Annotated in this window: 8 protein-coding genes, 3 tRNA genes and 3 rRNA genes; 13 read left to right on the forward strand and 1 reads right to left on the reverse strand. The window is 55.2% G+C overall.

Annotated elements, in window-relative coordinates:
• Positions 1 to 11 precede the first annotated feature (11 nt).
• Positions 12 to 578, forward strand: coding sequence for an ECF transporter S component (locus tag HMPREF9623_RS08420; protein ID WP_009533481.1), 567 nt, complete (start codon positions 12 to 14; stop codon positions 576 to 578).
• On the forward strand, positions 571 to 1,146 hold the full coding sequence (locus tag HMPREF9623_RS08425) for a uridine kinase family protein (RefSeq protein ID WP_009533482.1): 576 nt from the start codon (positions 571 to 573) through the stop codon (positions 1,144 to 1,146). Before HMPREF9623_RS08420 ends, HMPREF9623_RS08425 begins: the two co-directional genes overlap by 8 nt.
• A gap of 451 nt (positions 1,147 to 1,597) precedes the next feature.
• Here the strand turns inward: HMPREF9623_RS08425 and HMPREF9623_RS08435 are convergent.
• A tRNA-Ser gene (locus HMPREF9623_RS08435) sits at positions 1,598 to 1,683 on the reverse strand.
• Positions 1,684 to 1,811: 128 nt separating this feature from the next.
• Between HMPREF9623_RS08435 and HMPREF9623_RS08440 the strand changes: the two genes are divergently transcribed.
• From HMPREF9623_RS08440 to HMPREF9623_RS08495, 11 genes are all read left to right on the forward strand, one after another.
• Positions 1,812 to 4,094: an alpha-amylase family protein gene (locus HMPREF9623_RS08440; protein ID WP_009533484.1), complete on the forward strand. Its 2,283-nt coding sequence runs from the start codon at positions 1,812 to 1,814 to the stop codon at positions 4,092 to 4,094.
• Positions 4,066 to 4,887 carry an HAD family hydrolase gene (locus HMPREF9623_RS08450; RefSeq protein WP_009533485.1) on the forward strand — a complete coding sequence of 274 codons (822 nt, stop codon included), beginning with the start codon at positions 4,066 to 4,068 and terminating at the stop codon, positions 4,885 to 4,887. Before HMPREF9623_RS08440 ends, HMPREF9623_RS08450 begins: the two co-directional genes overlap by 29 nt.
• 212 nt (positions 4,888 to 5,099) lie before the next feature.
• Complete coding sequence (locus tag HMPREF9623_RS08455; RefSeq protein WP_009533486.1) at positions 5,100 to 6,968, forward strand: PTS beta-glucoside transporter subunit IIBCA; 1,869 nt, start codon at positions 5,100 to 5,102, stop codon at positions 6,966 to 6,968.
• A 39-nt stretch (positions 6,969 to 7,007) separates the two neighbouring features.
• Positions 7,008 to 7,265: an HPr family phosphocarrier protein gene (locus HMPREF9623_RS08460; protein ID WP_009533487.1), complete on the forward strand. Its 258-nt coding sequence runs from the start codon at positions 7,008 to 7,010 to the stop codon at positions 7,263 to 7,265.
• 16 nt (positions 7,266 to 7,281) lie between these two features.
• Positions 7,282 to 8,964, forward strand: a complete 1,683-nt coding sequence (gene ptsP, locus HMPREF9623_RS08465) for a phosphoenolpyruvate--protein phosphotransferase (RefSeq protein ID WP_009533488.1) — start codon at positions 7,282 to 7,284, stop codon at positions 8,962 to 8,964.
• Between the two features lie 557 nt (positions 8,965 to 9,521).
• Positions 9,522 to 10,070: a hypothetical protein gene (locus tag HMPREF9623_RS08470; protein WP_009533489.1), complete on the forward strand. Its 549-nt coding sequence runs from the start codon at positions 9,522 to 9,524 to the stop codon at positions 10,068 to 10,070.
• A 412-nt stretch (positions 10,071 to 10,482) separates the two neighbouring features.
• A tRNA-Ser gene (locus HMPREF9623_RS08475) sits at positions 10,483 to 10,571 on the forward strand.
• A 208-nt stretch (positions 10,572 to 10,779) separates the two neighbouring features.
• Positions 10,780 to 12,310: ribosomal RNA gene (locus HMPREF9623_RS08480) — 16S ribosomal RNA — on the forward strand.
• 62 nt (positions 12,311 to 12,372) lie between these two features.
• A 5S ribosomal RNA gene (rrf, locus tag HMPREF9623_RS08485) occupies positions 12,373 to 12,490 on the forward strand.
• Positions 12,491 to 12,496: 6 nt separating this feature from the next.
• Positions 12,497 to 12,569, forward strand: a tRNA-Ala gene (locus HMPREF9623_RS08490).
• A 158-nt stretch (positions 12,570 to 12,727) separates the two neighbouring features.
• Positions 12,728 to 13,385: ribosomal RNA gene (locus HMPREF9623_RS08495) — 23S ribosomal RNA — on the forward strand; the annotation flags it as partial.

The raw sequence follows: 13,385 nt of genomic DNA on the forward strand, positions 1-13,385 counted from the left end.
AGAGAAATGAAATGCAGAGACAAATCAGAAATTTGACACTGGCGGCGATGTTGCTGGCCCTGGGGCTCGTTCTGCCCCTGGTGACCGGCAACATTCCCCGCGTCGGCAACCTGCTGCTCCCGATGCATCTGCCGGTATTTCTCGGCGGGCTGCTGCTCGGCTGGCAGTACGGACTCTTGCTCGGCGCTGTTTTGCCGCTGATGCGGTCCCTCCTCTTCGGAATGCCGCCGCTCTATCCGGTCGCGCTCGCGATGACTTTTGAGCTCGCAACCTACGGTGCCGTGGCGGGGGCTCTCTATCGGCGCTCGCCGTGGAAGTGCCTGCGGGCACTGTACCGCGCCCTGCTTCTCGCGATGTTTGCGGGGCGCGCGGTCTGGGGAATTGCGGAAATTGCTCTGCTCGGCATGGCGGGGAAGACCTTTACCTGGCAGATGTTCCTCGCAGGGGCGTTCTTGAATGCAGTTCCGGGCATTCTCCTCCAGCTCATCCTGATTCCGAGTGTGATGCTTACGTTGCATCGAACGGGGATAAGCGGTTTGTTTGGCGCCGATGCCGGGGCACGCGCGGTCAATGGATAACTTTGAGCGTCTTTTTGACCTGCTGTCTGCGCATCCCAGGGGCGGATTTCTGCTTGCGCTCGACGGGCGCTGTGCTTCCGGAAAGACAACGATGGCCGAGAGACTGCAGCGTGTTTTGCCTTGCAATGTGATTCACATGGACGATTTTTACCTGCCTTTTTCGCAGAGAGCAGCGGAGCGCATGGCAGAGCCGGGCGGACATATCTGGGTTGAGCGTCTCCGGACGGAGGTGTTGGAGCCGCTTCGCGCGGGAAGGAAAATCAGCTATCTTCCCTATGACTGCCATGCCGACCGTTTTTTGCCGCCGCGAAAAGCGGACCCTGTGTTACCGACTCTTGTGGAAGGCTCCTACAGCTGCCATCCCGCACTGCGGGTACTGTATGATTGCTGTGTGTTTCTGGATATTACGCCCGAGTATCAGCGGGAGCGGCTGCTCCGTCGAAATCCGGAGAGCTTTGAGGTATTTCAAACGATGTGGATTCCCAGAGAAGAATACTATTTCAAGCACTGTGAGATTCGGAAGCACTGCAATTTCGTCCTGACGGCGGAGGAATGTCCCCGGCGGTAGCGGTTGAGCGGCGCAGAAGCCGAAAAGGGAGAGACTTGATGGTCTACTGTAATTATGTGTCCAATACCGATTGTACTGTGGCTTATCAGTACGGAGCCCGGGCGGATGATATCACGGGGCTTCTCGTATTCCGTTTTTCGGAGGGAGAAGAGGGATTTGAAATAATAAAAGAGCCTGAAAAGGCTTCTCCCTGGGAAGTACATGTGATGCGCAAGAAAATTTCCTATGAGATTGGATGAAAACAATCGAAAAAAGCGCGTATCCGAGCCGTTTTTTGGCTCGGATACGCGCTTTTTGCCGCGGTGAGGATGGAATCGTGTTGCATTCGTGTTGCATGTGTTCCTGATTTTGGCTGTTTTCCCATCGGCTGCGGCCTGTTTTTCAACACGGCAAGCATAGAAAAAGCACGCATTTAAGCCATTTTTGGCCTATTTGCGTGCTTCTCTCTTCGCGGAGAGGATGGGATTCGAACCCATGTGCCCCGTAGGACTAACGGTTTTCAAGACCGCCTCGTTATGACCGCTCCGACACCTCTCCAGTGTAGCAAGCAGAGTATACATGAGACGAAAGAGAGTTGTCAATCTCCGGAGAATTTGGAAGTGCATTTTATTGCTAGAATTCCGAAAACTCATTATAATGTTAAGAAAAAACGAGAGGGCATTTTTATGGGAAAAACAGAGGGACAGGCAGAGGAATTTAGAGCGCGCCTTGACAAAAGGCTGGATGAACTGAAGTGGCTGTACTCGGAATTGTATCACAATGACGAAAATGCCTTTCAGTACTTTCTCTCGATGCTCTATCGGATGTATGAGACCAGACCGGAACCGATGAAACAACTGGACCGCGAGCGGGAGGCAAATCCGGACTGGTGCAAGAGCAATGAAGTCCTTGGCGTGATGCTGTATACAAACTGCTTCGGCGGCACGCTTCGCGGGGTGCGGGAACATCTCTCTTACCTGAAGGAGTCGGGTGCGACCTACATTCACCTGATGCCGTTGCTCGCCAGCCCGAAGGGGCGTTCCGACGGCGGCTATGCGGTTGCGGACTTCCGAACGGTGGAGCCGGAGCTCGGCACCATGGAGGACTTCGCGGCACTGGCGGCGGAGTGCCACAAGAACGGCATGAGCGTATGCCTTGACTTTGCGCTGAATCACACCTCGGAGGACCATGAGTGGGCGAGACGCGCAAAGGCCGGAGAAAAGGAGTTTCAGGACCGTTACTTCTTTTTCGACAACTGGAATATTCCGAACGATTTTGACCGCACGGTGCCGCAGGTGTTTCCGACAACCGCGCCGGGAAACTTCAGCTGGTGTGATGCGGTGCAGAAGGTAGTCATGACGACCTTCTATCCCTATCAGTGGGATTTAAATTACGCGAATCCGACGGTCTTTAACGACATGACCGAGAATTTGTTCTTCCTCTGCAACCAGGGGGCGGACATCATCCGCCTCGATGCGGTGCCCTACATCTGGAAGGCGCTCGGCACCACCTGCCGGAATTTGCCGCAGGTACACACGCTGGTTCGCATCATGCGGATGGCCGTGGAAATTGTGTGCCCCGCGACGCAGTTGCTCGGCGAAGTGGTCATGGAGCCCTCAAAAGTCGTGCCGTATTTCGGCACGCTCGAGAAGCCGGAGTGCAATACGCTCTACAATGTCACGACGATGGCGACGACCTGGCATACGGTCGCGACTCGGGATGTACGGCTCATGAAGCACCAGCTCGGACAGATTTTCGCACTGCCGAAACAGTATTTATTTCTCAACTATCTGCGCTGCCACGATGACATCGGCTGGGGGCTCGACTACGGCTTCTTAAAGCAGTTCGGCGACGATGAAGTCGGCCACAAGCGCTTCTTAAACGACTTTTTCCGGGGCTATTTCTACGGCTCCGACGCGCGGGGCGAGCTCTACAATGACGATCCCCGCATCGGTGATGCAAGACTCTGCGGCACGACAGCCTCGCTCTGCGGCATTGAGGCAGCGGAATATGAGGGCAACCAGTGGAAGCTGGATCGCGCTATCCGCCTTGACATCATGCTGCATGCCTTCCTGTTTACGTTGTCCGGCGTGCCGGTGATTTATTCCGGTGATGAGATCGGACAGCGAAACGACTACAGCTATCATGAAGATCCCTACAAGTGGGACGATTCGCGCTACCTGCACCGCGGGAATTTCTCCTGGGAAGATGCAGAAAAGCGGAAAGATCCGACGACCCGGGAGGGAAGAATCTTTACGGCACTCCGGGAGCTCGAGACAATACGCGCCACACATGAGGTGTTCCGCACCGAGGCCGACACCTGGATTATGGAGACCTATAACGATCACATTCTCGGCATAGGCCGCTACTATAACGGCGAGAAGCTGGTGGCGCTCTTTAACTTCGATGTGCAGGACGGCACAGCCTGGATTAACGAACCGGAGGAGTATCGGAATCTCTTGAACGGCGACCGCTGCCGCGCTACGGCCTACGGCCTTCCGGCCTTCGGTTTCGTGTGGCTCTACTGGAGCAAGGAAGAGGAAATCGAAGCGGCAAAGCAGGCGGAGGCAGCGCGCGAAGCGGCGGAGAAGCAGGCGGAAAAAGAGAGAAAAGCTGCCGCGCGAAAGAAGGCCGCGGAAGAAAAGAAGGCAGCAAAGCAGGCGGCCGAGGAAGCGGCGGCAAAGGCAGAAGCCGAGGAAGCAGCGGCAAAGCAGGCGGCTGAGGAAGCGACGGCAAAGGCAGCGGCCGAGGAAGCGGCGGCAAAGGCGGAAGCCGAAGAAGCTGCGGCAAAGGCAGCGGCCGAGGAAGCAGCGGCAAGAGCGGCGGCCGAAGAGGCAGCGCGCAAGACGGTCGAAGCGATTATGAAGACAGAGCGGGCCGCGAAGAAAAGCGGGACAGGCGCAAAGACAAAGCGCACAGCAAAGAAAAAGGGTCAAAGAAATGAGCAAGCTGATTTTTCTGGACATTGACGGAACCTTGACGGAGGCAGGGACCAATACGCCCCCGGACTCCGCGGTGCGCGCCATGGCAAGGGCGCGGGAGAAGGGACACAAACTGTTTCTCTGCACCGGCAGAAATCCGGATATGCTAAAGCCCCTGCTCCGCTATCCCTTCGACGGCATGGTCGCGAGTTCCGGCGGCTATGTGAAGGCCGGAGACAAGGTGCTCTATGACCATCCGATTGCGCCGGAGACGCTGAAAATCGCATTGGATGCCCTGCACCGGAACGGTGTCTTCTGCACCATAGAGGGCACGGAGGGCTCTTTCGGCGATGCGAATTTAAAGGATTTTCTCGACAGCACCGAGGGCGGCAATTCCGAAATCGAGAGATGGCGCAAGGCGCTCTCCGAGAGCCTCGGTATTCGCCCGATGGAAGAATATGCGGGACAGCCGATTCATAAAATCGTGATTATGGCGCGGGAGGCCTCTCAGCTCGAGGAGTGCAAGCGCCTGCTCGAGAAGGACTTTCACTTTATCATTCAGGATGTCCCGGCGCACGGCTGCGTGAACGGTGAAATTGTGAGCCATGACTTTGACAAGGGCAAGGGCGTGCGCCGCATTGTCGACTACTTCGGCGCGAAGATTAGCGACACCATCGGTTTCGGCGACAGCATGAACGACCTTGAGATGATGGAGACCGTCGGCTATGCGGTCTGCATGGAAAACGGCTCGCCGGCACTCAAGGAGCGCGCGGACTGGGTCTGTCCGGCGGTCACGGATGACGGTATTTATCGGGCTTTTGAAAAACTGAATTTATTGTAACTGCGGTTGTTGTAAGAATAGAACAGCGGGCGCTGATCACACTGTTCGAAAGAAACGGGTGTCGGATACAAATGGATATGCGGAATCGGGGTACCATATGTGTCATGCGCGTGCGCAATCATTTCTCGAAGTTTCCTGCCGAAGGCAGAAACGAATGATACAGCGAGGGCTCCCGCCTGTCGCGGGAGAGTCTCCGAAAAGGGGGAAGGCTTATGGCACTGGATTACAGGAAGTGCGCACAGGAAATCGTCGACCACATCGGTGGGCGGGACAATGTTGCACAGGCGGCGCACTGCGCAACACGGCTTCGACTTGTTATCAAGGATAACAGCAAAGTCGACAAGACCTACCTCGACAATGTCGAGGGCGTCAAGGGTATGTTTGAGTCGAACGGGCAGCTGCAGCTCATCATCGGCACGGGAACGGTCAACAAGGTTTATGACGAGTTCCTGAGCATCACGGGCATGACGGCGGCGACGAAGGACGACGTCAAGGCCGCGGCGGCCGCACGGCAGCCGCTTTGGAAGAGACTCTTAAAGCCGATCGGCGATGTCTTTGTGCCGATTTTACCGGCGATTGTCGCCTCGGGTCTCATGATGGGACTGGTGGAGGCGCTCGCCAAGATTCCGGGACTCGGCTTTGCGGGTTCCGACTGGTTTGCGTTTCTCGACATGGTCGCGAATACAGCGTTTGCCTACCTGCCGGTTATTGTCGCAATCTCGGCGGCGCGCGTGTTCGGCGGCAACATCTTCCTTGGCGCCGTCATCGGTCTTCTGATGATTCACTCCTCGCTGACGAACGGCTGGAACGCGTCACAGGGGTATGATGTCTGGTATCTGTTCGGCCACATCGAGATTTTCCCGAACTATGCGCTCGGCCAGATTAACCAGCTCGGCTATCAGGGCCATGTAATTCCGGTCATCCTCTCGGTCTTCTGCATGAGCAAAATCGAGAAGTGGTTCCACGACCATGTGCCGGAGATGTTGGATCTCTTTATCACGCCGCTCTGCACCGTTATGATTACGGCGCTCCTCACCTTTATGATTATCGGACCGATTTTCTCCGGTCTTGAGACGGTGGTCTTACATGCGGCGGAAATGCTGGTACATAACCCGCTCGGTGCGATGGTTATGGGCGCGATTTACCCGGCGACTGTCGTCATGGGTCTCCACCACATGTACAATGTGATTGAGGCCGGTATGCTCGGCTCTGTGGGCTTAAACACCTGGATGCCGATTGCAAGTGCGGCAAACTTCGCACAGTTCGGTGCCTGCCTCGCGGTCGGCATCAAGACCCGAAGCCAGAAGACCAAGAGCATTGCGGTTCCCTCCGCACTCTCAGCTTCCCTCGGCATCACCGAGCCGGCAATCTTCGGTGTCAACATGCGCTTCTTTAAGCCCTTTGCGGCAGGCATGGCGGGCGGCGCGGTCGGTGCTCTGGTCGGTGCGCTGATGGGACTCGGCGCGACGGCTTACGGCGTGACGGGTCTCCCGGGCTATCTCACCGTCAATAAGCCTTTGCTCTATACGGTGATGCTCGCAATTTCCGGCGGTATTGCCTTTGTCCTGACCTGGTTCCTCTTCAAGGAAGAGCAGCCGGCAGCGGCAGCAAAGCCGGAAGAGAAGAAAGAAGAGAAGGAAGAGACCTTTGTCGGCGAGACAGTCATCCGCTGCGAGGCGGGCACGATTGCGGCGCCGGTGAAGGGACAGTTTGTCAAGCAGGAAGATATTCCGGACGAGACTTTTGCGCAGGGCATACTCGGCGCGGGGCTCGGGATTCAGCCGGAGGAGGGCGTGGTATATGCGCCGTTTGACGGCACGATTTCCTCTGTGGCAGAGTCAAAGCACGCAATCGGCATCAGCGGCGCCGGTGATATGGAACTGCTGATTCATGTGGGCGTTGACACCGTGGCAATGAATGGAGACGGCTTTGAGCCGTTGGTTTCCGAGGGCGACAGCGTAAAGCTGGGACAGCCGATACTCCGCTTCTCCCGCGAGAAGATCAAGGCAGCGGGGCATCCGGACCTGGTCGTCGTGCTGCTGACCAACTCGGATGACTACACCAACGTTGAAGTTCGTTGACAGAACCCGTAAACTACAACAAGAGAAGGAGCAAACACCATGAAAGAATTCACCTACACCATCACTGACCCGAACGGAATTCACGCGCGCCCGGCAGGCCTCTTGGTCAAGCAGCTCAAGGCATTTAAAAGCACTGTGACCATCTTCAAGGGCGATAAGAACGTGGACATGAAGAAGCTGCTCGCGCTGATGGGACTCGGTGTGAAGCAGGGTGATGCGGTGACAATCAAGGTCGAGGGAGAGGACGAGGAAGCCTGCGCAGCGGCACTTGAGAAGTTCCTGAAGGAGACGTTCTGATTCTAGGAGGCACAGAATGCAGGTAGCTACCGGAAAGAGCGTCTTAAACGGCATTTCGATCGGAAAGATCAAGGTGTATAAGGCGCCGAAACTTGAAATTGATGACAGTCTGATCGATGATATCGAGGCCGAGCTTGCTCGCTTTGACGACGCGAGAGAACGCGCCATCGAGCAGCAGAATGCGCTCTACGAAAAGGCTGTCATTGACGCCGGCGAGGACAGCGCAGAGGTGTTCTCGGTGCACGCGATGATGCTCGAGGACGATGATCTGATTGATGCGACCAATGAGATTATCAAGACGCAGAAGCACACGGCGGAATATGCGGTCAAGGTTGCGTTTGACAACCAGGCGAAGGTCTTCGCCGAGATGGATGACCCTTATATGAAGGAGAGAGCGGCGGACATCTACGACATCGAGCACGCGGTGCTCGGCTATCTCTTCGGCATCAGCGGGGACATTCTGCAGGGCACGGAACCCTGTATTTTGGTCGCAAACGATCTGACGCCGTCCGAGACGGTGCGCCTCAATAAGTCGCTCTTGCTCGGCATTATCACGCGGGAGGGCTCGCTCAACAGCCACACGGCCATCCTTGCGCGCTCCATGGGCATTCCGGCCCTTGTGCAGTGCAAGGATGTCAACGAGGACTGGGAGGGAAAGCCGGCAATCATTGACGGCTACAATTCCTGTGCTTACATTGAGCCGACCGACGATCTCGAGAAAACGCTCCGGAAGCGGAAGGAAAAGGACGCGAAGCAGAGGGCGCTCTTGCAGGAGCTGAAGGGCAAGAGCAATACGACAATCGACGGCAAGACCATTCAGGTCTATGCGAATATCGGCGGTCCCTCCGACATCGGCCTCGTCCAGCAGAACGATGCGGGCGGCGTGGGTCTGTTCCGCTCGGAGTTTGTCTATCTCAATGCGAGAGATTATCCGAGCGAAGAGGAGCAGTTTAACGCTTACCGTCTCGCAATCGAGACGCTCGCACCGAAGCAGGTCATCATCCGCACCTGTGACATCGGCGCGGACAAGCAGGTTGAGTATATGGGCATGGAGAAAGAGGAGAATCCGGCACTCGGACTCCGCGCAATCCGCATCTGTCTGACACGGAAGGCTTTCTTTAAGACCCAGTTGCGCGCCTTACTTCGCGCTTCCGCCTACGGCAATCTCGGCATCATGTTCCCGATGATTATCTCGATGCGGGAACTGAGAGAGTGCAAGGAGCTGCTCGCCGAGTGCGCCGAAGAGCTGAAAAAGCAGGGCGTGAAGATCGGCAAGTATGCGGTCGGCATCATGATTGAGACGCCGGCGGCCGTGCTGATTGCCGATGAGCTCGCGGAAGAATGCGACTTCTTCTCCATCGGCACCAACGACCTCACGCAGTACACGCTGGCCATTGACCGGCAGAATGCGGCGCTGGATCCGTTCCTCGCAAAGCACCACCCGGCTGTGCTTCGGCAGATCAAGATGACCATCGATGCGGGACATCGTCACGGCACCTGGGTCGGTATCTGCGGCGAGCTCGGCGCGGATCTCGCGCTCACGGAGACCTTCCTTCGTATGGGCGTCGATGAGCTCTCGGTGAACCCGGTTTCGGTTCTGCCGCTTCGAAAGATTATCCGCGGCATTGACCTACGGAAGGAACCGGGGGCGGGCCTTACGGACGAGACGGAAGCGGTGAGTACTGCACCGACCGAGTAAAACCTTCGCCCTTGTAAAAAGGCATACCATCACAACGATAAAAGCGTGTCCGCCGAAGGCATCCGGAAACGGGGCAGAGGCGGGCACGCTCTTTTTGCGGAAGAAGGACGGGAAGGAGACAAGCGGGCAATCCCTTCCGAGAGAGAGGTAAATCGATGCGGAGGAAGGGAGGACTGTCTCGCGAAGGTGTCTCTATACTTAGCGGAAAACGTCTCGAATTTGGCGTGAGTCTCGTGAGAGGAGAAATCGGAACAGCCGGTTACGGATGGTCGGCTCGCGGAGCAGGTCTTGTGCGCTGCGGCAGAAATCGAAACGTTCGCAGGCGAATCATCGGAGCGCGGTGCAAGCCTTGTGCGAAGAGAAAAAATCGAAAACGAACTGTGGCTGTCGCGAAGTTTGCGGAAGCGAGAACAGCCCTGTTTTGACAGCGGTGTTTCGATTAGGAGAAGAGGCACGCAAAGTAAGAGAGAGGCTTCTACTGCGTGACAACAGAATGTGTTACAATGAAGAAAACAGTTCGAACTAAAGACCGGAATGCGAAGGCGGGGAGCATTAGTATGAAACAGTTGTTTTATCTCTTGGTGCCGCTCGGCGCGGCCGTGCTGATTTTCAGCATACGCGGGCTGATAGGAGCCGTGAAGGTGAAGCTTCTCTATGAGCAACCTTATGCGGAAGAGAGCGGTAGCTTTACCGTCACGGAGGCGGGAAACTACGGTATATGGTTAAACGGAAAGCAGTTCGGCAAGTCGCCGTACGGGGAATTCGGTTTGCAATTATCGCGCAAAGAGACGGGGGAGATGATTCCGCTCTCGAGAGTCCTCCTGCGAACCAGCGTGAACGGCCTCGGAACCGCACGGATGGAGCTCTATACCTTTCATGCGGAGGCGGGCAACTATACTTTACGGCGGACCGATGAGGCAAATCTCGGGGACAGGATGCTGTCCGGCATCGGTAAGGTCCTTAGCAGATACCCTGTCGACTATGCGCAATTTTCATTCCGCATTTACCCGCACCGCACCGCTGCGCTCGGCGTTGTCTATAGTTTCGGCATTACACTTAGTTTCATGCTCATGATTTGGGGGATACTCCTGCCGCACTATCTCTAAGCCAAGGCGCTCACCCTGTCGAATGCTTGCGTGATCGCCGGAACTCTGCTCTTCGGTAGGCGGGATGGCGATTGTAAGCGATACCTTTGTTGCGCTGTTGGGCAGGGCGTAGCTTTGATTCGAGGAAACGGTCTCGGCTTTGCGCGGTACACCTGTAGGCAGTGTGAATTTTCGTAAATCCGGGCTTGGAAAGATCCCGGGATTTATGCTATACTACAATAAATACGTTCTTCGAGTCACTTCCGAGAGCGACGCTTCGGAACGAGGGGATGAGAGGGCAAGGTCAAAAAAGAATTGAAAAAAGTCGTTGACATTTGTCGGCACAGTGGCTATACTAACTAAGCTGTATCGAGCGGCAAGCGAGAGCGCCGCGACAACTGAAGAAAGTTTTGATTCAGGCACAGTACTTTTTGCAGAAGTACCCAAGTGGTTGAAGGGGCTCCCCTGGAAAGGGAGTAGGTCGTTAATAGCGGCGCGAGGGTTCAAATCCCTCCTTCTGCGTCGCCGACTCGGTCGGCAAGAACCTTGAAAATCAAAGATCAGACAGTACAAACAACCCTGAAATCTCTGTGAAAACAGAGGGTTCGCGGACATCTTTCGAATGTGCCCGCGAGCTTCCAAAAGAATTTCAAAAAAGAACCAAACCAAGTAATAACGGGTAAAATAACTGAGAAAGACCAACGTTATTTTGACCGGAACGAACAAACTTAAATTTGAGAGTTCGATCCTGGCTCAGGATGAACGCTGGCGGCGTGCTTAACACATGCAAGTCGAACGAGAAGTGGAGACGGAAACCTTCGGGCGGAAGACTTTATTTCGAGTGGCGGACGGGTGAGTAACGCGTGGGTAACCTGCCTCATACAGGGGGATAACAGTTGGAAACGACTGTTAATACCGCATAAGACCACAGCACCGCATGGTGCGGGGGTAAAAACTCCGGTGGTATGAGATGGACCCGCGTTCGATTAGCCAGTTGGCGGGGTAACGGCCCACCAAAGCGACGATCGATAGCCGATCTGAGAGGATGACCGGCCACATTGGGACTGAGACACGGCCCAAACTCCTACGGGAGGCAGCAGTGGGGAATATTGCACAATGGGGGAAACCCTGATGCAGCGACGCCGCGTGAGTGAAGAAGTATTTCGGTATGTAAAGCTCTATCAGCAGGGAAGAAAATGACGGTACCTGAGTAAGAAGCCCCGGCTAACTACGTGCCAGCAGCCGCGGTAATACGTAGGGGGCAAGCGTTATCCGGATTTACTGGGTGTAAAGGGAGCGCAGACGGCTCTGCAAGTCTGAAGTGAAAGCCCGCGGCTTAACCGCGGGACTGCTTTGGAAACTGCAAAGCTTGAGTATCGGAGGGGCAGGCGGAATTCCTAGTGTAGCGGTGAAATGCGTAGATATTAGGAAGAACACCGGTGGCGAAGGCGGCCTGCTGGACGAAAACTGACGTTGAGGCTCGAAGGCGTGGGGAGCAAACAGGATTAGATACCCTGGTAGTCCACGCGGTAAACGATGAATACTAGGTGTTGGTGCCCGAAGGGCATCGGTGCCGTCGCAAACGCAATAAGTATTCCACCTGGGGAGTACGTTCGCAAGAATGAAACTCAAAGGAATTGACGGGGACCCGCACAAGCAGTGGAGCATGTGGTTTAATTCGAAGCAACGCGAAGAACCTTACCAAATATTGACATCCTTCTGACCGCACCGTAATGGGTGCTTTCCTTCGGGACAGGAGTGACAGGTGGTGCATGGTTGTCGTCAGCTCGTGTCGTGAGATGTTGGGTTAAGTCCCGCAACGAGCGCAACCCCTATTGCCGGTAGCCAGCAGGTAAAGCTGGGCACTCCGGCGAGACTGCCCGGGATAACCGGGAGGAAGACGGGGATGACGTCAAATCATCATGCCCCTTATGATTTGGGCAACACACGTGCTACAATGGCGTTAACAAAGAGAAGCGAGAACGCGAGTTTAAGCAAAGCTCAAAAATAACGTCTCAGTTCGGACTGCAGTCTGCAACTCGACTGCACGAAGCTGGAATTGCTAGTAATCGCGAATCAGCATGTCGCGGTGAATACGTTCCCGGGTCTTGTACACACCGCCCGTCACACCATGGGAGTCAGCAACGCCCGAAGTCAGTGACCCAACCTTAGGGAGGGAGCTGCCGAAGGCGGGGCGGATAACTGGGGTGAAGTCGTAACAAGGTAGCCGTATCGGAAGGTGCGGCTGGATCACCTCCTTTCTAAGGAAAGAGTAAGGGTTGTTTGTGCTGTCTGGTTTTTGATGAAAGGTTCACACCGGATATCCGGTGTCGATGCGTCTTCTTGAAACACCCGTTCCCATCCCGAACACGACGGTTAAGAGGAAGACGGCCGAAGGTACTATGCTGGTAACGGTATGGGAGAATAGGCGGGCGCCGGATTATTATGGGGGTGTAGCTCAGTTGGGAGAGCACCTGCCTTGCAAGCAGGGGGTCAAGAGTTCGAATCTCTCCATCTCCATTTTGCACCTTGAAAATCGCATACAGAATGAATATTCAATTTTAGAATATCTAGACATCCGAGGTGATACGACGAAAGTTGTATCCAAGATATAAACGTATGCTCTGTGAAAGCAGAGCGACCAACCCGCATGTTCTTGCGCTAGAGAACATGTAAGAGGTTAAACAAAAAAGAGCGTAGGGCGGATGCCTTGGCACTAAGAGCCGATGAAGGACGTGATAAGCTGCGATAAGCTGCGGGGAAGAGCAAATATCTATTGATCCGCAGATTTCCGAATGGGGAAACCTACTGCAGAAGAGCTGCAGTGACTGTGCGTGAATCCATAGCGTACAGCCGGGAACCCGCTGAACTGAAACATCTGAGTAGGCGGAGGAAGAGAAAACAACAGTGATTCCGTAAGTAGCGGCGAGCGAACGCGGAAGAGCCCAAACCGCAGTGCGTGCACTGCGGGGTTCGGACTGCACACGGGAATTGAATCGTTACCGGAAAGACTTTGGAACAGTCTGCCAGAGAGGGTGAAAGCCCCGTACGGGAAAACGAGTTGAGACCCAGCAGGATCCAGAGTACCACGAGACACGTGAAACCTTGTGGGAAGGCGGGGGGACCACCCCCTAAGGCTAAATACTACTTAGTGACCGATAGTGCATAGTACTGTGAAGGAAAGGTGAAAAGGACCCCGGGAGGGGAGTGAAAAAGAACCTGAAACCCTATGTTTACATGCAGTGGAAGTGCGATACATGAACGCACAACCGCGTACTTTTTGTAGAACGGTCCGGCGAGTTGCCGGTGCTGGCAAGGTTAAGGACTACAGGTCCG

It is taken from the genome of Stomatobaculum longum, from assembly GCA_000242235.1.
In the GTDB taxonomy this organism is placed as follows: Bacteria; Bacillota; Clostridia; order Lachnospirales; family Lachnospiraceae; genus Moryella; species Moryella longum.

What these genes read in the sequence shown, in the direction of transcription:
- HMPREF9623_RS08420 (WP_009533481.1), top strand. Translation starts at nt 12, where the DNA reads ATGCAGAGACAAATCAGAAATTTGACACTGGCGGCGATGTTGCTGGCC.
- HMPREF9623_RS08425 (WP_009533482.1), top strand. Translation starts at nt 571, where the DNA reads ATGGATAACTTTGAGCGTCTTTTTGACCTGCTGTCTGCGCATCCCAGG.
- HMPREF9623_RS08440 (WP_009533484.1), top strand. Translation starts at nt 1,812, where the DNA reads ATGGGAAAAACAGAGGGACAGGCAGAGGAATTTAGAGCGCGCCTTGAC.
- HMPREF9623_RS08450 (WP_009533485.1), top strand. Translation starts at nt 4,066, where the DNA reads ATGAGCAAGCTGATTTTTCTGGACATTGACGGAACCTTGACGGAGGCA.
- HMPREF9623_RS08455 (WP_009533486.1), top strand. Translation starts at nt 5,100, where the DNA reads ATGGCACTGGATTACAGGAAGTGCGCACAGGAAATCGTCGACCACATC.
- HMPREF9623_RS08460 (WP_009533487.1), top strand. Translation starts at nt 7,008, where the DNA reads ATGAAAGAATTCACCTACACCATCACTGACCCGAACGGAATTCACGCG.
- ptsP (WP_009533488.1), top strand. Translation starts at nt 7,282, where the DNA reads ATGCAGGTAGCTACCGGAAAGAGCGTCTTAAACGGCATTTCGATCGGA.
- HMPREF9623_RS08470 (WP_009533489.1), top strand. Translation starts at nt 9,522, where the DNA reads ATGAAACAGTTGTTTTATCTCTTGGTGCCGCTCGGCGCGGCCGTGCTG.